Consider the following 20,527-nt stretch of genomic DNA (forward strand, 5'->3'; position numbering starts at 1 on the left):
GATTATGAAACTTAAATATATTACCTTCTCCGCACTTTTATGTGCTACATTAGCCACTTCCTGTGATTTGGAAGTCATACCTCCCTCAGGAATTTCCAAAGAAAACTTCTGGACTGACGAAGCGGATGCCTGGACAGCCCTCAACGGATTATATGCCCAACTTCCCGGCTTCGATATATGGGATGAAATGTATACCGACAACGCCCACAGCCACAAGCCGTGGGAAGGTCCTTATGAGCTACTTCAGATGAACGGTATCACAGCTGGAGACGACTTTGGTTACGATTATAGCACTGTACGTATCGCAAATACATTCCTACAGAATGTAGAGCAATGCAACATGGACCAAGACTTAAAAGACCGGATGAAAGCAGAAGCCCGCTTCTTCCGCGCTTGGAACTATCTGCAATTGGTTACTCGTTTCGGTAAGGCTTACCTCTTTGAGGATGTTCCCGAATACAACATGCCAAAAGTACGTTGTAACTCCAAGGAAGAAGTACAGGCTTATGTATTGAAAGAACTGGGCGAAATAGCCGACCTGCTACCCGATGAATACAACGGTAACAAGTATTACGAATACGGACGTATCACACGCGCCGCCGCTCTGGCTCTTCGTGCACGTGCCGCTCTTTACTTCGGTAATTATGCAGAAGCTGAAAAGTCAGCCGGATTAGTCATCAGCGAAGGACATCACGATTTGTTCCGGGTTACCAGCTTGAATGCCGCCCAACAGAAAGAGGCGCAGGAAATGGAAAAATACATTGACTTTGACCAGCATCCGGAGATTAATAAAGACGCATTTATCAAAGGTATTTTCAGCTATGAGACTTTGTGGCATGCAGAAAACGCCAATCCGCAAAATCCGGAATACATTCTAACCAGAGAATATATGGCCGATGATAACAATAACGACTGGACACGGTATACCTATATCCGTCCAAGTCAAATGGGATCCGGTTACTGCTCTTACGAACCAATGCAGGATTTGGTGAGTGCTTATTGGACAATTGATGGCAAAACTATTCCAACTGAAATCTCAGCTGATGAAAGACTGCAACGTTACTCCAATATGTGGACTACTTATTTCTCTAAAAAAGATGCAGAAAACGGTACATATAAATCCATTTCACAAACCGACTATCTGGCTTTAGTACCGACATTGGATATCAAATCCATTCCTTACATGCAGGAGTTCCGTAACCGTGACAGCCGTCTGTATGCTTCTATCCAATTCCCGCTGAAAGGCTGGCAAGAAACAGACTTTTCACAAGGTGACTATTATTTCATGTGGGATCCGTTGAAAGCCGGTTCCGACGGTAATGAATCATGGACAGGTTACTGCTACCGGAAAATGGTGTCACTGACTCCTTACAAAGGACAAAACAGTGCGGAAGACTATCCGATGATTCGCTATGCAGAAGTCTTGCTGACCTATGCAGAAGCTCACATCATGAATACCGGATGGGATGACAAAGTAACTACTGAACTGAACAAGTTACGTGACCGTTGCGGTATGCCACACGTACCTGCTTCCTTATCCAAAAACGAAGCTATCGACTTTGTACGCAATGAACGCCGTATTGAGTTGGCTGGTGAAGGTCACCGATATGAAGATATCCGTCGTTATGGCACAGACTATTGTGCAAAAGTCATGAATGGTCCTACCTACGCACCTTGTGGAGGCTTTGACTCAAAAACTCAGACCTGGACAAAATACAAGGTAGTAGAAAAAACATGGAACGACCGTTTGATGTGGATGCCGATTCCAACTGCCGCCATCGATGTAAATCCGCTCTTAAAGGAGGATCAGAACCCTGGATATTAATTCATTTCACACTAATAAATAATAAATAGCAAAGAAAGGTTGCCAAGCAGTGCGTTAATCGTATCACTTGCCAACCTTTCTTATTTTAGGAAAACGTAACTTTATACCCCAAAAACATAAACTATGAGAAGAAAACTAGGATGCCTGCTACTGGTCACGGTCCTCTGCTTGCCTGTATGTGCCCAGCAAGTATATAACATGGCTCGGTTCGGTATTACCCCCGGGAAGAAAAGCAACATGTCGGCCCGCATGGAAAGAGCGCTGGCCAAAATCAGAAAAGAAGCCAAGAAAGGCGAGACACTGATATTACGCTTCCAAAGTGGAACGTATCACTTCTATCCGGAAGAAGCGGCAGAACGCACATATTATATTTCCAACCACGACCAAGCCAATCCCAAGAAGGTAGGTCTGGCACTGGAAGACCTGCAATCCGTCACGCTGGAAGGTAATGGAGCCAAATTTGTCTTCCACGGACAGATGATTCCTCTTTCCCTACTGCGCAGCACAAACTGTACATTGAAAGACTTCAGCATCGATTTTGAAAACCCGCACATTGCCCAAGTGCAGATTGTGAAGAATGAAGGCGACAAAGGTATCACTTTCCGCCCCGCTCCGTGGGTGAAATACCGCTTGACCAAAGACTCTATCTTTGAAACTTACGGTGACGGATGGACCTTACACCCGATGTCGGGCATCGCCTTCGAAGAGAAGAGCCACCACATTGTATATAATACCAGCGACATCGGCTGCCCCACCAAAGGTTGCGTCAAAGCGGGCGAGGGACTGGTGTATGCGCCCCAATGGAAGGATAAACGACTTCCCGAAGGTACGGTGGTAGCCATGCGTTCCTGGGACCGCCCTACTCCGGGCATTTTCTTGTCGCATAACACGCACACTACCTTAAAAAACATACAAGTGCACTACGCACAAGGCATGGGACTACTGGCACAGCTTTGCGACAGCATCTACATGGACGGTTTCAGCGTCTGCCTGAAAGGAGAGAATGACCCACGCTACTTTACGACACAGGCCGATGCCACTCACTTCTCGCAATGCAAAGGCGAAATCGTATCGGTGAACGGAATTTATGAAGGAATGATGGACGATGCCATCAATGTACACGGCACTTACCTGAAGGTGACGAAACGGGTGGACGATCATACCCTCTTAGCACGTTACATGCATGAACAGGCCTGGGGATTCGACTGGGGATTTGCTGGCGACGAGGTGCAGTTTATCCGTTCCCAAACCATGGAACTGCTGGACGGAACCAATCGCATTGAAAGCATCACGGCGCAGGACCAACCGACCGCTCATGGTGCCAAGGAGTTCCGTATCCGCTTCCAGCAACCGCTCCCCCAAGAACTGAACGACCAGGAAGCCTTCGGCATTGAGAATCTGACTTGGACACCTGAGGTGTATTTTGCCCACAACACCATCCGGAATAACCGCGCCAGAGGTTCTCTCTTCAGTACGCCGAGAAAAACGGTGGTAGAGCACAACTTATTTGACCATACCTCCGGTACTGCAATCTTGTTGTGCGGCGACTGCAACGGCTGGTATGAAACAGGAGCCTGCCGCGAAGTGATTATCCGTCACAACCGGTTTGTAAATGCCCTGACCAACATGTTCCAATTTACCAATGCCGTAATTTCCATTTATCCGGAAATCCCCGATTTGGAGCATCAGGTGAAGTATTTCCACGGAGGAAAACCGGGCGCCATCCAGATTACGGACAATGAGTTTGAGACCTTCGACTTGCCCATCCTCTATGCCAAGTCGGTAGACGGACTGGTCTTCAAACGCAACCGTATCCACACCAATACTGACTACAAGCCCTTCCACTGGAACCAGAACCGCTTCCTGCTGGAAAAAGTCAACCGGGTGGAAATTGCAGAATAATATCCAAAACAGTAATCCCCGCCACAGACGTACACTGTCCGTAGCGGGGATTACTGTTTATTTGATTAGACCTCTTTTTCAGGCCTTCTTTTCCTTCACATCCCGATGGGCCTCTACCACATTCACCACATAGTCGCCCAGTTTCTCACACTCGGCAATGATATCCATGTAATGTACTCCCATCTGGTAGTCGTATTTCTTTTCGTTGACATCAATCACATTCTGGTTCTTCAGCTGGTTCCGGTAGTTATTGATTTCCGTCTCAATATTAAACGACTTGTTCACATCCACCTGCTGATGGGTATCTCTCACCAAATCCAACATCTGCGTCAAGGCATTGTCTGTTAACTGGAACATCTGGGCAATGTGCTCATACTGTGCTTTCGTGAAATCTTCGTTCCCCCGGCGCTTCCGGTTTATTGTACGGGCCAGGTTGTAACAGCTGTCGCCGATGCTTTCTATCTCTGTCACCTCACGGAGCATCCCCCGAATTTGCAGCTTACTTTCCGAACTCAAACGGCCTTCGGACACCTGCGTCAGGTAGTTGGCAATCTCCAGCTCCATATTGTCACTGATGTTCTCATACTTCTCCACCCGACTGAACAGCTTGTTGAAATCATTCTCATTCTCGGTATGAAGCAAGTCGCGCACCATACGGAACATACGTTGGATACGTTCAGCAAAGAGGTTAATCTCCTTCCGGGCCTGCAGGATGGACAATTCAGCCGTAGAAAGCATACCACCGGTGATGAACTGCAAGCGATATTCCTCTTCCTGTTCCTTCTGCGGAATAATCTTGCACACCGTCTTTTCGATGAAGTGTACGAACCAGATCAGAATCAATACGTTGCACACATTGAAACAAGTATGGAAGGCCGACAGTTTGAAGGAAACGGCTACTCCGTCCGCCTCACTCACGTTCATGAAATCGGAAATAATCCAGTCTACCATCGCCAGGAAAGGCTTAAACAGAATCAATACCCAAATCACGCCAAACACGTTGAACATCAAGTGCGCCATGGCCGCCCGCCGTGCCTGCGTATTGGCCGTCAGAGCCGCCAGATTGGCCGTAATTGTGGTTCCAATGTTTTCCCCTAGCACCAAAGCCGCTCCCAGTTCAAAACTAATCCAGCCGTTGGCACACATAATCAAGGTAATTGCCATGGTGGCCGCCGAAGCCTGTACAATCATGGTCAATATTGTACCGATGAAGACAAACAGCAGCACGGAGATGAATCCCATGTCCGTATAGTTCTGCACAAAGGCCAGCATGTCCGGATTCTGGCTCAAGTCGGGCGCATTGGTTTTCAGCAAGTTCAAGCCCATGAACAAGAAAGCGAAACCGAAAATAAATTCCCCGATGGATTTTCGGGTACTTTTTTGCGAAAACAATAAAGGAATACCAAAAGCCAAAAGCGGCAGAGAAAAGGCGGAGATGTCTACCTTAAAGCCGAGAGCCGAAATAATCCACGCTGTCACGGTGGTTCCGATATTGGCTCCCATAATCACTCCGATAGACTGGGAGAGTGTCAACAAACCAGCGTTTACGAAGCTGACCACCATCACGGTAGTGGCAGACGACGACTGAATCAAGGCAGTGATCAGCATTCCGGTCAGAACTCCAGTGACACGGTTCGTAGTCATTGCGGTTAAGATACTGCGAAGTCGGTCGCCCGCAAACTTCTGAAGTCCCTCACTCATGATTTTCATTCCATAAAGGAAGAGCGCCAACGAGCCGAGAAGCGCTAAAAAATCATAAAAAGAATATTCCATTTGTAATTAGTTAAATAGGAAAGAGGCTTTTAATTGTTTAATGAGTAAATTAACTGCCCATTCACACGGTTAGTAACACATATTACATTTATGCTACAAATATATTGCAAAAATAATAATTTAACAAAAGATTTCCCTGAGGGATGCTCACTTTTGGATATTTATAACGGTTTTAATCTGTCTATGCCCTACGGCCCGGTCAGTGCCAAAGTAAACAATAAGGTAGAAAGTCTCGACTTCCGGGTGTACTACAACAAAGACGTAGAATTTCTGGACATTACCAATCCGTCGGGTATGCGGACCTATGTCCGTTCGCTGTTTTTCATCTTGGTAAAAGCGGTGGAAGAACTTTATCCGCAAGGAAGCATTTCCCTGGAACACCCCATCTCAAAAGGCTATTTCTGTAAACTCCATATTGACCGTACCATCGGACTGGACGACGTGCAGCGCATCAAGCAGAAGATGCAGGAAATCATTGCAGCCGACATACCTTATGTGCGTACAGAAAGCCACACTGACGAAGTAGTCCGCCTGTTTGAAGAACGAGGCATGGAAGACAAGGCCCGTCTGCTTGACACCTACGGGCAGCTCTACTCTTACTACTACCGTCTGGGGGATACCGTGGACTGTTACTACAGCAGCTTGGTCCCCAGCACCGGATATATCCGTCTGTTCGACATCGTGAAATACTACGACGGACTGTTACTGCAGATTCCCAACCGCACGAACCCGAATAAACTGGAAGAGGTGGTGAAACAGGAAAAGATGCTGGAAGTATTTCAGGAATACCACCGCTGGAACCAGATCTTAGGTATCAGTACGGTGGGGGACCTGAATGTGGCCTGTAACGAGGGGCATGCCACCGACCTGATTAACGTGTCGGAAGCCTTGCAGGAAAAGAAAATCGCACAGATAGCCGATGAAATCACCCATCTCAACCAAGACGGCAAACGAGTGAAGCTGGTACTGATATCCGGCCCCTCTTCTTCCGGGAAGACCACCTTCAGCAAGCGGTTGAGCATCCAGCTCATGACCAACGGCCTCAAACCCTACCCCATCTCTTTGGACGATTATTTCGTAAACCGTGAAGATACTCCGCTGGACGAGAACGGGAAACACGACTTTGAATCCCTCTATGCCGTAGACTTGCCTTTCTTCGAGAAACAGCTCACTGCCTTACTCAATGAAGAGGAAGTGGAACTACCTCGCTACAATTTCACAACCGGGAAACGGGAGAAAAGTGGCAAGAAACTCCGGATAGACGAACACATGATTCTGGTGATTGAAGGCATCCATGCTTTAAATCCTACCCTGACCTCGCACATCCCGGCAGAGAATAAATATAAAATCTACGTGTCGGCTCTGACCACCATTCTGTTGGACAACCACAACTACATTCCGACCACCGACAACCGGTTACTCCGACGCATTATCCGCGACTACAAGTACCGCAACTACTCGGCAGAAGAGACCATCGCCCGCTGGCCGAGTGTAAGAGCCGGAGAAGAGAAATGGATCTTCCCCTATCAGGAAAATGCCGATGCTATGTTCAACTCGGCCCTGCTCTTTGAGCTGGCCGTACTGAAAGACTTCGTGGAGCCCGTCTTACGCAAGGTCCCCAACCGCTGTCCGGAATACTCTGAAGCCTACCGCCTGCTGCGGTTCCTGAACTATTTCGTATCGGTGCAGGACAAGGAACTTCCACCCACTTCCCTGTTGAGAGAGTTCTTAGGCGGCAGCAGCTTCCAGTATTAAAAAATTTTCCTTTTGCAGTGTTATTCATTTAAATTATTATTTTTGCACGCAGTTCATCAGATTTAAGTAGAAAAATGGTACAAGGTTCACGTCAGGTGCAGACACAAGCACAACAACAGGTACAGACTTTATCTCCACAACAGATACTGGCTGTCAAACTGTTGGAGCTCCCTACGCTGGAGTTGGAAGAACGGATTCACGCAGAATTGCTGGACAATCCGGCATTGGAAGAAGGTAAAGAAACACCCGACACTTCCGATGACCTCAACGAGGATTACAACACCACCGACGAGGACGGAGAACCGAATACCGACACGGGAGAAGACATCTCACTGGGCGATTACCGCACGGAAGACGACATTCCGGATTATAAATTGCAGGAAAATAACCGCTCGAAAGAGGACCAGGCAGAAGACATTCCTTTTTCGGACAACGTGTCTTTCTACGAAACGTTGAAAGAGCAGCTCGACATGCAGCACCTTACGCCGGAAGAAAAACAATTAGGAGAATATCTTATCGGCTCACTCGATGACGACGGCCTGCTCCGCAAGTCAACCGAAACCTTGATTGACGAACTGGCCATCTACCAGGGTATCTATACCACCGCCGAGCAACTGGAGCACGTGCTTTCCATCATTCAGGACTTTGACCCCGCCGGCATCGGCGCCAGAAGCCTGCAAGAATGCCTCCTCATCCAGATTCGCCGAAAAGAAGACTCGCCCTTGAAACAAATCGAGTTGGACATCATCGGGAAATGCTGTGACGACTTCACGCGCAAGAACAAGGAGAAAATCATCCAGAAACTGAATATCACTGAAGAACAATATAATGCGGCTACGGCCGAGCTGACCAAGCTGAATCCACGTCCGGGCAGCTCCATGGGGGAAGCCATCGGGAAAAACCTGCAACAGATTATCCCAGACTTCCTGGTGGAGACGGAAGACGACGGCACCATCCATCTGAGCCTCAACAACCGGAACATTCCGGAACTGCGACTGAGTCGGGAATTTACGGAACTGCTCGACGAGCATACCCGCAACAAGCAGAACCAGAGCAAGGAATCAAAAGATGCCCTGATGTTCCTCAAGCAGAAAGTAGATGCCGCACAGGGATTCATCAACGCGGTAAAACAACGCCAGCAGACGTTGCTCAGCACCATGCAAGCCATCATCGACCTGCAACGCCCATTCTTTGAGGAAGGCGACGAGTCTTTGCTCCGCCCGATGATTCTGAAAGACGTGGCCGAACGTACCAAACTGGACATCTCCACCATTTCACGTGTGAGCAACAGCAAGTATGTGCAAACCAACTTCGGCATTTATCCGCTAAAATTCTTCTTCAGCGACGGCTATACCACCGAAAATGGCGAAGAACTTTCCGTCCGCGAAATCAAGCGCATTCTCAAGGAGTGCGTAGACAGCGAGAACAAGGAAAAGCCCTACACCGACGACGAACTGGCCGACATGCTGAAAGAGAAAGGCTACCCTATTGCCCGACGCACCGTAGCCAAGTACCGTCAGCAGCTGAACATTCCCGTTGCAAGATTAAGAAGATAACTTATTTGATATGGAAGAAACCAGTATTCCTGATGAACTGACTTATCACGACCCGGTCTCCCGCGACCCGGAAAAGCCGAAGGATGCCTTGTTCACGGCAGCGCGCATCATCTCGATGATTTTTACCCCGTTCATGGTACCTTTCGTGGCATTCTGTCTGCTCTTTTTCTTTACCTATCTGAGCATCATGCCACTCCAGTACAAGCTGACCATACTGGCACTTGTGTACTGCTTCACCATCCTGATGCCGATGCTGGGTATCTACCTGTTCCAAAAAATCAACGGATGGACACTCCGTGAACTGGGGCACCGCGAAAAACGCTTCATCCCCTATGGCATGACCATCCTGAGTTACATGGCCTGCCTGCTCACCATGTACCATATCCATCTGCCCCGCTACATGAGCGGCATCATCGTGGCCACCCTGATTTGCATGGTCATCTGTACCCTGATCAATACCCGGGTAAAAATCAGCACGCACATGGCCAGCGGAGGACTGATGATAGGCGGACTGCTGTCCTACAGCTTCATCTTCCAGTTCAATCCGGTGGAATGGCTCTGTGTGTTCATCCTGCTGTCCGGCATGCTCGGTTCGGCACGGATTATCGTCAAACAACATACTTTAAAAGAAGTGGGTGGCGGGTTTTTGGTCGGTTTATTTTGTGGTATCATCGGAATTTTGTTTATTTGAAGACTGATTATCTTAAACTTTAAATTTATTCAATATGGAATTCCCAACTAACATCAAGTACACCAACGAACACGAATGGATTCGATTGGAAGGCGACACCGCCTACGTAGGTATCACAGACTATGCACAGCAGCAGCTGGGCGACATCGTATTCATCGACGTCACTACTGAAGGTGAGACTTTGGACAAAGGCGAAGTGTTCGGTACGGTTGAAGTGGTAAAGACTGTTTCCGATTTGTTCCTCCCCATCGGAGGCGAGATTCTGGAAGTCAACCCACAGCTGGAAGAGCACCCGGAACTGGTGAACCAGGACCCTTACGGCGAAGGCTGGATTGTCAAACTGAAACCGACGGATGCCGGCGAAATGGACGAACTGCTGGATGCCGCAGCCTACAAAGAGATTATTAACGAATAACTAAAATAAAAACAACGAATGAAACCAATTGTAAGTATCATTATGGGCAGTACTTCCGACCTTCCCGTCATGGAAAAGGCCGCCAAACTGCTCGATGAAATGCAAGTCCCGTTTGAAATGAACGCCCTGTCGGCTCACCGCACTCCGGCTGAAGTGGAGAAATTTGCGAAGGAAGCTGCCGGACGCGGCCTTAAAGTCATCATCGCAGCTGCCGGAATGGCTGCCGCACTGCCGGGAGTCATTGCAGCCAACACCACCCTCCCGGTCATCGGAGTTCCCGTAAAAGGTTCTGTACTCGACGGCGTAGACGCACTCTACTCCATCATCCAGATGCCTCCCGGAATCCCCGTGGCTACAGTTGCCATCAACGGTGCCATGAATGCGGCTATCCTGGCCGTACAGATGCTGGCCCTGAGCGATGCGGAACTGGCCCAGAAGTTTGCAGCTTACAAGGAAGGTTTGAAAAACAAAATCGTAAAAGCCAACGAAGAGCTGAAAGAAGTCAAATACGCTTATAAGACCAACTAACTGAATGAATTACTTCAACTATTCTCGCCGACAGGCGAACGAGGTATATGTGGGCGCCACTCCTATGGGTGGCGCTTATCCTATCCGTATACAGAGTATGACGAACACCGTCACCATGGATACAGAAGCATGCGTGGAGCAGGCCAAGCGTATCATCGAGGCGGGAGGTGAATACGTGCGACTCACCACACAAGGCGTGCGTGAAGCGGAAAACCTGAAGAACATCAACGCCGCCCTGCGTGCCCAGGGATACCAGACCCCGCTGATTGCCGACGTACATTTCAACCCGAAAGTGGCCGAAGTAGCGGCCCTGTATGCCGAAAAGGTACGCATCAATCCGGGTAACTATGTAGATGCCGCCCGCACCTTCAAGCAACTGGAATATACGGACGAAGAGTATGCAAAAGAAATCCAGAAGATACGCGACCGCTTTATTCCCTTCTTGAACATCTGCAAGGAAAACCACACGGCCATCCGTATCGGTGTGAACCACGGTTCGTTGTCCGACCGCATCATGTCGCGCTACGGAGACACCCCGGAAGGCATGGTAGAATCGTGCATGGAGTTCCTGCGCATCTGCGTGGAACAGAATTTCACGAACGTGGTCATCTCCATCAAAGCTTCGAACACGGTCATCATGGTACGTACCGTCCGTCTGCTGGTGGAACAGATGGAAAAAGAAGGCATGGCTTTTCCGCTCCACTTAGGAGTGACAGAAGCCGGTGACGGAGAAGACGGACGCATCAAATCAGCCTTGGGCATCGGTGCCCTGCTGTGCGACGGACTGGGCGACACCATCCGCGTATCCCTGAGTGAAGCCCCCGAAGCTGAAATCCCGGTGGCCCGCAAGCTGGTGGATTACGTGCTGAAACGCGAAGGACACCCTTACATTCCGGCCACCGAAGCTCCGGAGTTCAACTACACGCATCCCAGCCGCAGACAAACCGTAGCCGTAGGTAACATCGGAGGTGACCAGCTTCCCGTGGTCATCTCCGCCCGTCTGAACAACGACCTGGAAGTGAGCGAACAGTTCAAACCAGACTACCTGTACTGCGGACAGCGCTTACCGGAAAACCGGAGAGCCGACATCGGCTACATCGTGGATGCCTGTGCCTGGGACGGCAGCGAACATACCTATCCGGCTTTCAACTACCAGCAGCTCATCGAACTGCATCACCATCCGGCCAAGATGAAATTCCTCTTCACTTCCTACCTCGGATTGAACGAAGAGGTGATGGCGTGTCTGCGCCTGCATCCGGAAGTAGTTATCGTGGCCCAAAGCAACCATTACAACCGTCTCGGTGAGTTCCGTGCATTGGCCCACCAGCTGATGAACCAAGGACTGAAAAACCCGCTGGTATTCTTCCAGCTTTATCAGGAAAGTGAAACAGAAGACCTGCAAATCAAGTCGGCCGCCGACATGGGTGCCCTGATTATCGACGGGCTGTGCGACGGTATCCTACTCTACAACCACGGCAACCAAATCAGCAACCTGAAAGTGGACGAAACTGCCTTCGGTATCCTGCAGGCAGGACGTATCCGTACTTCCAAGACCGAATACATCTCTTGTCCGGGTTGCGGACGTACCCTGTACGACCTGGAATCGACCATCGCCCGCATCAAGGCAGCCACTTCCCATCTCAAGGGACTAAAAATCGGTATCATGGGCTGTATCGTCAACGGTCCGGGTGAAATGGCTGATGCCGACTATGGCTATGTAGGTGCCGGAAGGGGTAAAATCAGCCTGTACAAGAAGAAGGAATGTATTGAAAAGAACATTCCGGAAGAACAGGCCGTGGAAAAACTGATTGAACTGATTAAGGCAAACGGGGATTATAGAGACTGATTCTCCCTAGCCTACACATCACAACCGTCTGCATGCATCGTGAAGATTTTCTTCAAGGCATGCAGACGGTTTTGTTTTAGGCAGAATAAAAATAGAATATGTGCTTCCTTTGAAAAAATATCCTACTTACTCTCAGGCATCATTACCAGAACCCTATAGTTATTCTGCTTCATTACTTCATTCACATAGCCGGAGATTTCTTTCGGGGTGATGGACTGGATGACCTGTTCCGCCTTCACACAGACTTCAGAAGGCAGAAGCTCGTTGCCGGCCATCATGGAGCACCAGTAGCTGTTGGTTTGTTCGTCTCCAGTAATTTGCTTCACCATAAACTCCTTCACCTTGTCAAGTTCTTCCACGGGCGTTTCCTTTGCCAAATTCTCAAACTCGCTGCGGATGATTTCAAGCGCACGGTCTTTCTTTTCAGGCTTCACTTGGAATATGGTCTGATAGACAACTGACACTTCAGACAACCGATCCTGAGAGCCCTGCGTATATATACTGTAAACAGCTCCCTCTTTCTCACGGACTTCACTCAAAAGACGGGCAGAGATAATCTGTGCCGACATGGAAGCCATTAGCCTGTTCTTGAACGAGTAAGGCATCTTTCCGCTAATGATAACCGCCGCACTACCCTGAGGCACTTCCATCTTCAGGGAAAATTCCTTTTCCTCGTTGCCCGACTTGATTTCAACCGCAGGGTTATACTTCAATTCCTGTTTCTTTCCCTTCACCGACGGCAAGGTGGCGATGTACTGCTCAACCAGTGCCTTTAATTCCGCTTCATCAAAGTTTCCACTGAATACGAAGGTAAACTCGGCTGCGTTGGCAAGCTGCTCACGGATGATGGAAAGGATATCCTCACGGTTTGCTTTCTCAATGTCACCCACACCAAACACCTGCTTGTTGGGCGAAGTATAAAGGAATTCCTGCACCTTCTTCTGGAAAACGAAATTAGGGCTCTGTTTCTGATTCTGAATAACTCCTTTATAAAGATTCTGCATGGCGGTAAATTCATCCGGTGTTACTGTCAGTCCGGTGAAAGTCATGTAAATCATCTCCATGTAAGTCTTCAGGTCCTTAGGAGTCGTATTTCCCGACAGTCTGCGTACATAATCATCCAGACTTACTTTGAGTGAAACCTGCTTGCCGGCCATCAGCTTGGTCAGCTCCGAATTGGTGAAACTGCCCAGACCATGCTGTTCCAATACAGCAGGCATAAACATCAAGTCCGCAGCCTTGTCGTTTCCATAAACCGAAGTACCGCCTTTTGCCACGGCCATCATATTGATTTCATCCGCCTTGAAGTCGGTCTTCTTCAATATCACCTTGGCACCGTTTGAAAGAATCCATTCCTTGGCTCCGGCATCAGAAAGCATGTTTTCCTTCACCACTTTTCCGGCAACAGGCAATTCGCTTATCAGAGGCTCATTCTTCACATTATCCACGTAAGGAGCAATGTTTTCTGCTTCCACCTGAGAAAGCAATGCAAGTATATCTTCATCCTTAGGACATGACTCACCTTCGCATGCAGGCATCATACCAAGAACAACCAGGTTCTTGTCCGAAACAATCTGCGAGAACACCTGATTGACAGCTTCCACAGGAATCTGGTTCACAATCATGCTCATCATCTGATATTCTGTCTCGATACCCGGTATCGGCTTCTTGTCGATGAAATTACGCACATACGATTCTGCCAGTGTCTTGTTCTCCTGCTGGTTCCGGTTATTGTATGCCTTTTCAAGCTGAGACAGGTATTCCGTGCGGCAACGCGCATATTCAGTGGCGGTAAATCCTCCCCTCTTTGCACGGAGAGCTTCACGATAGACCGCCTTCAGTCCTTCGTCGAAACTGTTACCTTTTGGAAGCATAGCAAATTGGAAAGCCTGTTTCGTCTTTGCCATAATAAACTCACCGTAAAATGCAGAAGCCGCCGCAAACGGAGCATCAGCTTTCTGTCCCAGTTCGTTCAGTCTTATCTGAAGCATCATCTGGGCCATATCGAGCAGATAAGCGGTTGTAACATCCGCCATTGTGCCCTTCAATGAATCAGGCAAGGCATCATACTTGAACATAATCTGAGCCACATATTTATCCTGCTCCTTATCCGAGCCGAAAGCTACAATCGGCTTTTCATTGTCGGCTACCGGGTAATAAACCCTTTCTGCCGGATTTACAGGCTTCTCAATCTTTGAGAACATTTCCTTGATCTTGCCTTCTATACGGTCCACATCAATGTCACCCACCACAACTATACCCTGCAGGTCAGGACGGTACCACTTTTCATAATAGTCCCGAAGAGCCTGATGAGGGAAATTGTCCACCACTTCCATGGTTCCTATAGGAAGACGGTGTCCGTATCTGCTGTCAGGATATATCTCCGGAAGCAGTCTCTCCAAAATTCTCATATTTGGAGGTAACTGACTTCTCCATTCCTCATGTATAACAGAACGTTCCTCGTCTATCTCCTTACCTTCGAGCAAAAGACCGTCAGCCCAGTCGGACAGAATCATCAGACATGAATCCTGCACCCCGATACGTTCTGTAGGTACGCTGGAGATACGATATACAGTTTCATCAATGCTCGTATAGGCATTCAGGTTATAACCGAACTTCACACCTACAGACTCCAGCCATTTGATCATAGAGCTGCCCGGGAAGTTCCTTGTTCCGTTGAAACACATGTGTTCAAGAAAATGCGCCAATCCGCGCTGGTCGTCCTCTTCCAGGATACTACCCACCTTCTGGGCGATATAGAAGTCCACCTGGTTCTTCGGATATTCATTGTGACGGATATAGTATGTAAGTCCGTTATCCAGTTTACCGATTCTCACTTCCTTGTCCACCGGTACCGGAGGCATCTGCTGTGCCCTTACAACTGCCGGCATGCAGGCAAAACCTGCAATGGCTACAAAAGCCAGTCTCATTATTCTTCTCATAATTGATATTTTAATGTTATTTCGTTATTTCTTATGCGGCAAAGGTAGGCGCAAAGCACAAGAGTTTATGTTATCGCTACGTTATCTTTAGGTTAATACAACCTTCAAAAAAATATTCAATCTCCTTTCCATAATGTTACATCTGAATATATCCATTCACTGTTCCAAACAATCCATTACCCCACCTAAATCTCTCTGTTGTGCAATAACCACTCTGACAATAGGCCAAATAATAGATAACTATATAAGATTCGTTCCGCCCATTCACTCCTCAAAAGATAATTCACTTACATTTTCTTTCTGTTTCCATATAATATCAATTTCTAATGTTACCTTTGTAAAGGTAAAAGTTAAACTTTCTACGCCAAGTAACTTCTCGTTATCACAATGCTTTCTGTTTATTATGCAACGTATTTATATTAGAATTATAACCATCATAAGTATATTTCTTGCATTAACACTCCAAGGAATATGGCTTAGAAACTCCTTCTATCTATATAAAAACCAATTAGAAAAATCCATCAATAATTTGTTTGCAAAAGCAACATTAGAAGAAGCGACATCGCATTTTTCAGAACTCCCCAAAGGAACAAAATTTCTCGGTGCTCCAAGAACCAAGAAAACAGGAACATACCCAGAGGTAACTTATTTATTAGAAAGCTTAGGAACATATGGCATTACTAATAATATTAATCGTCTGGATTCTATTTTTAAAGAAATGCTTTTTGAGCATAAAATAAAAACTGATTTGTATATCGAAAAAATAAAAAACGGAAATATTGTAGAAACAACACGTCAAGGGAATATTAAACGATTTGGCATTATTAGGACACAACCAATACCGATAAAGCTAGATAATTCATCAAACGTACAAGCCATTATCACAATTCCGTATTACAATATTTTTAGACAAATGTTGATACTCATTATTGCAACAGCAATCATGATGATTTTTATAATAGGATGCATAGTATATCAAATAAAGATCATATCAAAGCTAAACAAAATCTCCCAAATCCGTGAAGACTTCTCATACGCCATGGTGCATGACATGAAAACACCTCTAAGCACTATTATGATGATACAGGATATGCTGGAAAGCGGAAGGCTTGATAACAGACCGGAGATAAAGAACAAATATATGAGTATAGCAAAAAGCGAAACAGACCACTTGTTTGCTCTCACCAACAAGATACTGACCATCTCCAAACTGGAGAACCATAAACTGGAGATGAACAAGACAGAAGTTGAGCTTACTCCAATAATAGAGAAACTGACCGAGAAATTCAAGGCTAAAGCACAGAAGCCTGTAAACTTTATCATCAGCTTGCAGGCCAAAACAGCTTATGCCGACAAAGATTATCTGGGTGAAGTATTAAGCAATCTGATTGATAATGCCATCAAATACTCAAAGGAGAGTGTGGAAATACACATCACGACGGAAGAAAGCGAACGCTACACCATCCTGAAAGTGCGTGACAATGGGCTGGGCATATCCGAAGCCGACCAGAAAGTCATTTTCCAGAAGTATGAACGTGCTGCGGCAGCAAAGCGCAGCCGCCGGAACGGAGCTTCAGGCTTCGGACTGGGCCTGAACTTTGTTGACCAGGTGATAAAGGCACATGAGGGAAGAATATTCGTCAACAGCACAGAAGGAGAATTTACGGAATTTACCATCTATCTGCCGCTTGAAACTCCAAATGACAGACACAATCGGTAAAACACAAAAATATTTAAGTGTAATTGCTGCTTTCCAGATAAGCCGTGTGTCAATGTAACGAGAACGATTGACACACGGCTTACCTTATTCTGAATTCATCAGACTTACTCTAATTTTAACAACAAATACTCTATCGAACCTTTCTAATATGTTTAAGTAAAAAAATCACTATCAATGAAATAAATGAACCTGCTGAAATCCAAGCGATAGCAGCTAACGCTTTTTCCGGGTTAAAGAAATACCATAGGAAGGAATATAAAACAGCAAAAATTGTTGAAATCAACCATCCCCTGTAAATATTTCGTTTTTCAAAAATCATTCCTAGTAATAAAATAACAGGAACGAAAACAATATAACTTATATTAGATATATCGATATTCTTTAATAGGATTCCAATAACTATCAACATAAAAATTGATGCAATTATTTTCCATGTTTTAGTCTTATCCATTGTATAACTTATATTTTTAGGTATATTAATAGAACATGCGAAACTTTTATAAGAGAGAAGTTGAAGGATTTTATTTGGAAAACTTCTCAGTATCCTTCAATATATAACCGGAATTTCTTTCATCCCACTGATAAGTATTCTTATTTGTAACCTCACCCTCTGCATTATAAATAAAGTTTATCTTATACAGACGCTTAAGATATTTACCTTCACTTACCGAATAGGCCTCAATATTTGTCACTTTCTTATCATCTGAGGATACATTATAAACGACCTTTGGTGTTGACAAAGACACTGATGCTACTGCTGAAACGATTAATTCTGCTATCATAATAATTTAATTTTCAAATTATACTTGATTTGTTATTTCTTATGCTGCAAAGGTAGGCGCAAAGCACAAGAGTTTATGTTATCGCTACGTTATCTTTAGGTTAAATACTATAGTGTCTATTTACTCCGTGAAAACAATGCTGTCCAATAATTATATGTCAATTTTCAAATATCTCTATATTTGCAATAAGCAAATACAATATATATGAAATACAAGAATATTAGCGTCTTCGTTTTTATCGGAGCATTTGCAATAATAATACTTCAAATATTATGGCTGTATAATACATACGTAGCTCTGGAAAATAATTTATATAAAGAGAGTAATTCCATACTGATAAAAGCGATAAGAAGAGAAATATCAATTAGATTTAAAGAAGCACCTAAGGGTACTGAGATTGTGGGTGTAAGTATTCCAGCAGATGCTAAAAAAAATGATTTGGCACCTGAAATAGTCAGTCTCAACGAAGGCTTGTCTAATATAGGCTTAAAGATGTCTTTATCAAAAATAGACTCTATAGCATCTGATATGTTTAATGACATTGATTTGCCATGTTCGATTTCCGTACATAAAATAAGAATTTCCGATAATAAAATATTATCTTCAAGCAATCCCAATCCAAGTGCTTTACCATGGAGGGAAATAAAATCTGAGATCATAAATATTACAGCAGACTCATCACAAGGTGTTCAACTTGTAATCCTAAATCCATACAAGTTTCTTTTCGGGAAAATAAATTTACTTATTATAATCACCATCATTGTACTAAGCTTTATAATAGCGTGTATTATTTTCCAAATAAAAATCATCTCAAGGCTGCAAGTTATTTTACAAATCCGCGAAGACTTCTCATACGCTATGATACACGATATGAAAACACCTCTCAGTACAATTATGATGGTGCAGGATATGTTGAAAAGCGGAAGACTTGATTCCAAACCGGAGATAAAGAACAAATACATGAACATAGCGGAAAGCGAAGCAGAACATCTGTTTGCTCTCACCAACAAGATACTTACAATTTCCAAACTGGAGAACCATAAACTGGAGATGAATAAAACAGAAGTTGAGCTTACACCGATAATAGAGAAACTGACCGAGAAATTCAAGGCTAAAGCACAGAAGCCTGTAAACTTTATCATCAGCTTGCAGGCCAAAACAGCTTATGCCGACAAAGATTATCTGGGTGAAGTATTAAGCAATCTGATTGATAATGCCATCAAATACTCAAAGGAGAGTGTGGAAATACACATCACGACGGAAGAAAGCGAACGCTACACCATCCTGAAAGTGCGTGACAATGGGCTGGGCATATCCGAAGCCGACCAGAAAGTCATTTTCCAGAAGTATGAACGTGCTGCGGCAGCAAAGCGCAGCCGCCGGAACGGAGCTTCAGGCTTCGGACTGGGCCTGAACTTTGTTGACCAGGTGATAAAAGCGCATGAGGGAAGAATATTCGTCAACAGCACAGAAGGAGAGTTTACGGAATTTACCATCTATCTGCCGCTTGAAACTCCAAATAACAAGCATATCCGATAAAACACAAGGCTGCTTATTATTATGGCAATAATAAACTTCATTTCCACTGTAAATATAGCATGTAAAAATATGAATTATATACTATCTCTCTGTTCAATCTTTTGGTTTACAATTTATTCTTATAATTTAGTCTTAATCTTTCGGCCATAGCTACAACAGAATCGGGATACCCATATAACTTCAATATTTTTATAGCATTCCCATCTCTATCAACTCCTTTTTTCAATTTATAATCAAACTCCAGCTGATTATCCGCTATCTTTTCTGAAAAGTAATATAAATCATATTTATCTTGCAATAAGGTGGTGATTTCATTATCGTGTGTAGACGCAAGAATGATGTGATCAGATTTTGCAAGATCCAACAACAAAGCATAATTAATTGCTATCCGTTCCACAGTATTCGTCCCTTTGAATAATTCATCAAATATCAAAAGATATTTCCCTTTATTTGATACATCAATAGCTTTCTTCACGTTCTCAACTTCTTTAAGGAAAAAACTCTTCCCCCGGATAAGGTCATCTTCAGTATGGATAACCGAATATATTCTACGAGACAGGTCAATGCGAAATTCTTTAGCAAAACAAGTATTCAATACTTTCCCAAGAAGCAGATTTACTGCTATTGTACGGATGAAACTTGTTTTCCCTGACATATTGGAACCAGTGATAATCATTGACTTTACAGACAAGGAGAAGTCATTAGGGACACAATTATCTATCAATGGATGACAAATACTGCGAGCATACAACATTTCTCCTTTTTCATTATCTATCGGTTTACACCAATATGGAAGACTATCTCTAAAAAACGATAATGAACATAACACGTCTATAAAACCGACAAATTCGAAAACGTGCTCGATTTCTTTTCGCTTATCCCTAATGTAAAGAAAAGATTCTGCCACATTCACAGCTGCATACAATGTAAAAATATTTGCTAATTCTGTAACTAAGTAAAGCAAGAAAGCAGATTCACTTTGTAGTGTAATTCCTAACCGAAATGAACGTAGCATTTTTTTGAGTTTCTTCAATTTGCTCAAACAATCTCCTATTGTGGAATCTGTTTTAAAGAACTCATCTATTTGGACCAATTTGTCCGCTGTAAGTAAAAGACGATAAAGTTGCGGGATAGAAAAATAATAGCACGTTAGCTTGCTCTTCTGTCTATAATGCAAAAAAGCATTGCCTATATAAGATAACGTGAGTTCGATATAAGATCAAAAGATAGTAAGTTGCCCGTCATTGATAAAA

General features: G+C 45.0%; 16 protein-coding genes. 10 read left to right on the forward strand and 6 right to left on the reverse strand.

The features are described 5' to 3' along the window. Nucleotides 1–4: 4 nt before the first annotated feature. Both RDP42_RS00510 and RDP42_RS00515 read left to right on the forward strand, forming a co-directional pair. Complete coding sequence (locus RDP42_RS00510; RefSeq protein WP_308762093.1) at nucleotides 5–1,825, forward strand: RagB/SusD family nutrient uptake outer membrane protein; 1,821 nt, start codon at nucleotides 5–7, stop codon at nucleotides 1,823–1,825. Nucleotides 1,826–1,948: 123 nt separating this feature from the next. Next, the gene (locus RDP42_RS00515) at nucleotides 1,949–3,727 is read left to right on the forward strand and encodes an alpha-1,3-galactosidase B (RefSeq protein WP_308762094.1); all 1,779 of its coding nucleotides are present in this window, start codon (nucleotides 1,949–1,951) and stop codon (nucleotides 3,725–3,727) included. A gap of 78 nt (nucleotides 3,728–3,805) precedes the next feature. On the opposite strand, the gene RDP42_RS00520 is transcribed toward RDP42_RS00515, so the two are convergent. Continuing rightward, nucleotides 3,806–5,500, reverse strand: coding sequence for a Na/Pi cotransporter family protein (locus tag RDP42_RS00520; RefSeq protein WP_177866452.1), 1,695 nt, complete (start codon nucleotides 5,498–5,500; stop codon nucleotides 3,806–3,808). A gap of 81 nt (nucleotides 5,501–5,581) precedes the next feature. Between RDP42_RS00520 and RDP42_RS00525 the strand changes: the two genes are divergently transcribed. From RDP42_RS00525 to RDP42_RS00550, 6 genes are all read left to right on the forward strand, one after another. Then, nucleotides 5,582–7,255 (forward strand): nucleoside kinase, encoded by a 1,674-nt coding sequence (locus tag RDP42_RS00525; RefSeq protein ID WP_308762103.1) that lies wholly within the window; start codon nucleotides 5,582–5,584, stop codon nucleotides 7,253–7,255. A 74-nt stretch (nucleotides 7,256–7,329) separates the two neighbouring features. Next, nucleotides 7,330–8,811 (forward strand): RNA polymerase factor sigma-54, encoded by a 1,482-nt coding sequence (gene rpoN, locus RDP42_RS00530; protein WP_308762095.1) that lies wholly within the window; start codon nucleotides 7,330–7,332, stop codon nucleotides 8,809–8,811. 10 nt (nucleotides 8,812–8,821) lie between these two features. Beyond that, entirely contained in the window at nucleotides 8,822–9,502 is a 681-nt protein-coding gene (locus RDP42_RS00535) for a hypothetical protein (RefSeq protein ID WP_303916293.1), read from the forward strand. A gap of 34 nt (nucleotides 9,503–9,536) precedes the next feature. Then, nucleotides 9,537–9,917, forward strand: a complete 381-nt coding sequence (gcvH, locus tag RDP42_RS00540; protein WP_308762096.1) for a glycine cleavage system protein GcvH — start codon at nucleotides 9,537–9,539, stop codon at nucleotides 9,915–9,917. A gap of 18 nt (nucleotides 9,918–9,935) precedes the next feature. Continuing rightward, the gene (purE, locus tag RDP42_RS00545; protein ID WP_022354982.1) at nucleotides 9,936–10,445 is read left to right on the forward strand and encodes a 5-(carboxyamino)imidazole ribonucleotide mutase; all 510 of its coding nucleotides are present in this window, start codon (nucleotides 9,936–9,938) and stop codon (nucleotides 10,443–10,445) included. 4 nt (nucleotides 10,446–10,449) lie between these two features. Beyond that, complete coding sequence (locus RDP42_RS00550; RefSeq protein WP_022354981.1) at nucleotides 10,450–12,291, forward strand: 4-hydroxy-3-methylbut-2-en-1-yl diphosphate synthase; 1,842 nt, start codon at nucleotides 10,450–10,452, stop codon at nucleotides 12,289–12,291. Between the two features lie 122 nt (nucleotides 12,292–12,413). Here the strand turns inward: RDP42_RS00550 and RDP42_RS00555 are convergent, their stop codons facing one another. Next, nucleotides 12,414–15,233, reverse strand: a complete 2,820-nt coding sequence (locus RDP42_RS00555) for an insulinase family protein (RefSeq protein ID WP_308762097.1) — start codon at nucleotides 15,231–15,233, stop codon at nucleotides 12,414–12,416. A gap of 946 nt (nucleotides 15,234–16,179) precedes the next feature. Here RDP42_RS00555 and RDP42_RS00560 point away from each other — a divergent pair. Then, the gene (locus tag RDP42_RS00560) at nucleotides 16,180–16,953 is read left to right on the forward strand and encodes a HAMP domain-containing sensor histidine kinase (RefSeq protein WP_308762104.1); all 774 of its coding nucleotides are present in this window, start codon (nucleotides 16,180–16,182) and stop codon (nucleotides 16,951–16,953) included. Nucleotides 16,954–17,083: 130 nt separating this feature from the next. On the opposite strand, the gene RDP42_RS00565 is transcribed toward RDP42_RS00560, so the two are convergent. The 3 genes from RDP42_RS00565 to RDP42_RS00575 all read right to left on the reverse strand — a co-directional run bounded on the left by RDP42_RS00565 (nucleotide 17,084) and on the right by RDP42_RS00575 (nucleotide 18,394). Beyond that, nucleotides 17,084–17,404 carry a hypothetical protein gene (locus tag RDP42_RS00565; protein WP_308762098.1) on the reverse strand — a complete coding sequence of 107 codons (321 nt, stop codon included), beginning with the start codon at nucleotides 17,402–17,404 and terminating at the stop codon, nucleotides 17,084–17,086. Nucleotides 17,405–17,474: 70 nt separating this feature from the next. After that, nucleotides 17,475–17,735 carry a DUF3836 domain-containing protein gene (locus RDP42_RS00570; protein ID WP_072541498.1) on the reverse strand — a complete coding sequence of 87 codons (261 nt, stop codon included), beginning with the start codon at nucleotides 17,733–17,735 and terminating at the stop codon, nucleotides 17,475–17,477. A 263-nt stretch (nucleotides 17,736–17,998) separates the two neighbouring features. Then, nucleotides 17,999–18,394 carry a hypothetical protein gene (locus RDP42_RS00575; protein WP_223804918.1) on the reverse strand — a complete coding sequence of 132 codons (396 nt, stop codon included), beginning with the start codon at nucleotides 18,392–18,394 and terminating at the stop codon, nucleotides 17,999–18,001. A 211-nt stretch (nucleotides 18,395–18,605) separates the two neighbouring features. On the opposite strand from RDP42_RS00575, the gene RDP42_RS00580 reads away from it, so the two are divergent. Then, entirely contained in the window at nucleotides 18,606–19,274 is a 669-nt protein-coding gene (locus tag RDP42_RS00580; protein WP_374046881.1) for a sensor histidine kinase, read from the forward strand. A gap of 106 nt (nucleotides 19,275–19,380) precedes the next feature. Here RDP42_RS00580 and RDP42_RS00585 read toward each other — a convergent pair whose 3' ends face one another. After that, nucleotides 19,381–20,316 carry a hypothetical protein gene (locus RDP42_RS00585; RefSeq protein WP_308762099.1) on the reverse strand — a complete coding sequence of 312 codons (936 nt, stop codon included), beginning with the start codon at nucleotides 20,314–20,316 and terminating at the stop codon, nucleotides 19,381–19,383. Nucleotides 20,317–20,527: the final 211 nt, after the last annotated feature.

The sequence above is a fragment of the uncultured Bacteroides sp. genome (genome assembly GCF_902472605.1).
Taxonomy (GTDB): domain Bacteria; phylum Bacteroidota; class Bacteroidia; order Bacteroidales; family Bacteroidaceae; genus Phocaeicola.

Bases quoted from the DNA above. Each gene is read 5' to 3' on its own strand.
- RDP42_RS00510 (WP_308762093.1), top strand. From the start codon at position 5: ATGAAACTTAAATATATTACCTTCTCCGCACTTTTATGTGCTACATTA.
- RDP42_RS00515 (WP_308762094.1), top strand. From the start codon at position 1,949: ATGAGAAGAAAACTAGGATGCCTGCTACTGGTCACGGTCCTCTGCTTG.
- RDP42_RS00520 (WP_177866452.1), bottom strand. From the start codon at position 5,500: ATGGAATATTCTTTTTATGATTTTTTAGCGCTTCTCGGCTCGTTGGCG.
- rpoN (WP_308762095.1), top strand. From the start codon at position 7,330: ATGGTACAAGGTTCACGTCAGGTGCAGACACAAGCACAACAACAGGTA.
- RDP42_RS00535 (WP_303916293.1), top strand. From the start codon at position 8,822: ATGGAAGAAACCAGTATTCCTGATGAACTGACTTATCACGACCCGGTC.
- gcvH (WP_308762096.1), top strand. From the start codon at position 9,537: ATGGAATTCCCAACTAACATCAAGTACACCAACGAACACGAATGGATT.
- purE (WP_022354982.1), top strand. From the start codon at position 9,936: ATGAAACCAATTGTAAGTATCATTATGGGCAGTACTTCCGACCTTCCC.
- RDP42_RS00550 (WP_022354981.1), top strand. From the start codon at position 10,450: ATGAATTACTTCAACTATTCTCGCCGACAGGCGAACGAGGTATATGTG.
- RDP42_RS00555 (WP_308762097.1), bottom strand. From the start codon at position 15,233: ATGAGAAGAATAATGAGACTGGCTTTTGTAGCCATTGCAGGTTTTGCC.
- RDP42_RS00560 (WP_308762104.1), top strand. From the start codon at position 16,180: ATGATTTTTATAATAGGATGCATAGTATATCAAATAAAGATCATATCA.
- RDP42_RS00565 (WP_308762098.1), bottom strand. From the start codon at position 17,404: ATGGATAAGACTAAAACATGGAAAATAATTGCATCAATTTTTATGTTG.
- RDP42_RS00570 (WP_072541498.1), bottom strand. From the start codon at position 17,735: ATGATAGCAGAATTAATCGTTTCAGCAGTAGCATCAGTGTCTTTGTCA.
- RDP42_RS00575 (WP_223804918.1), bottom strand. From the start codon at position 18,394: ATGATCTCAGATTTTATTTCCCTCCATGGTAAAGCACTTGGATTGGGA.
- RDP42_RS00580 (WP_374046881.1), top strand. From the start codon at position 18,606: ATGAAAACACCTCTCAGTACAATTATGATGGTGCAGGATATGTTGAAA.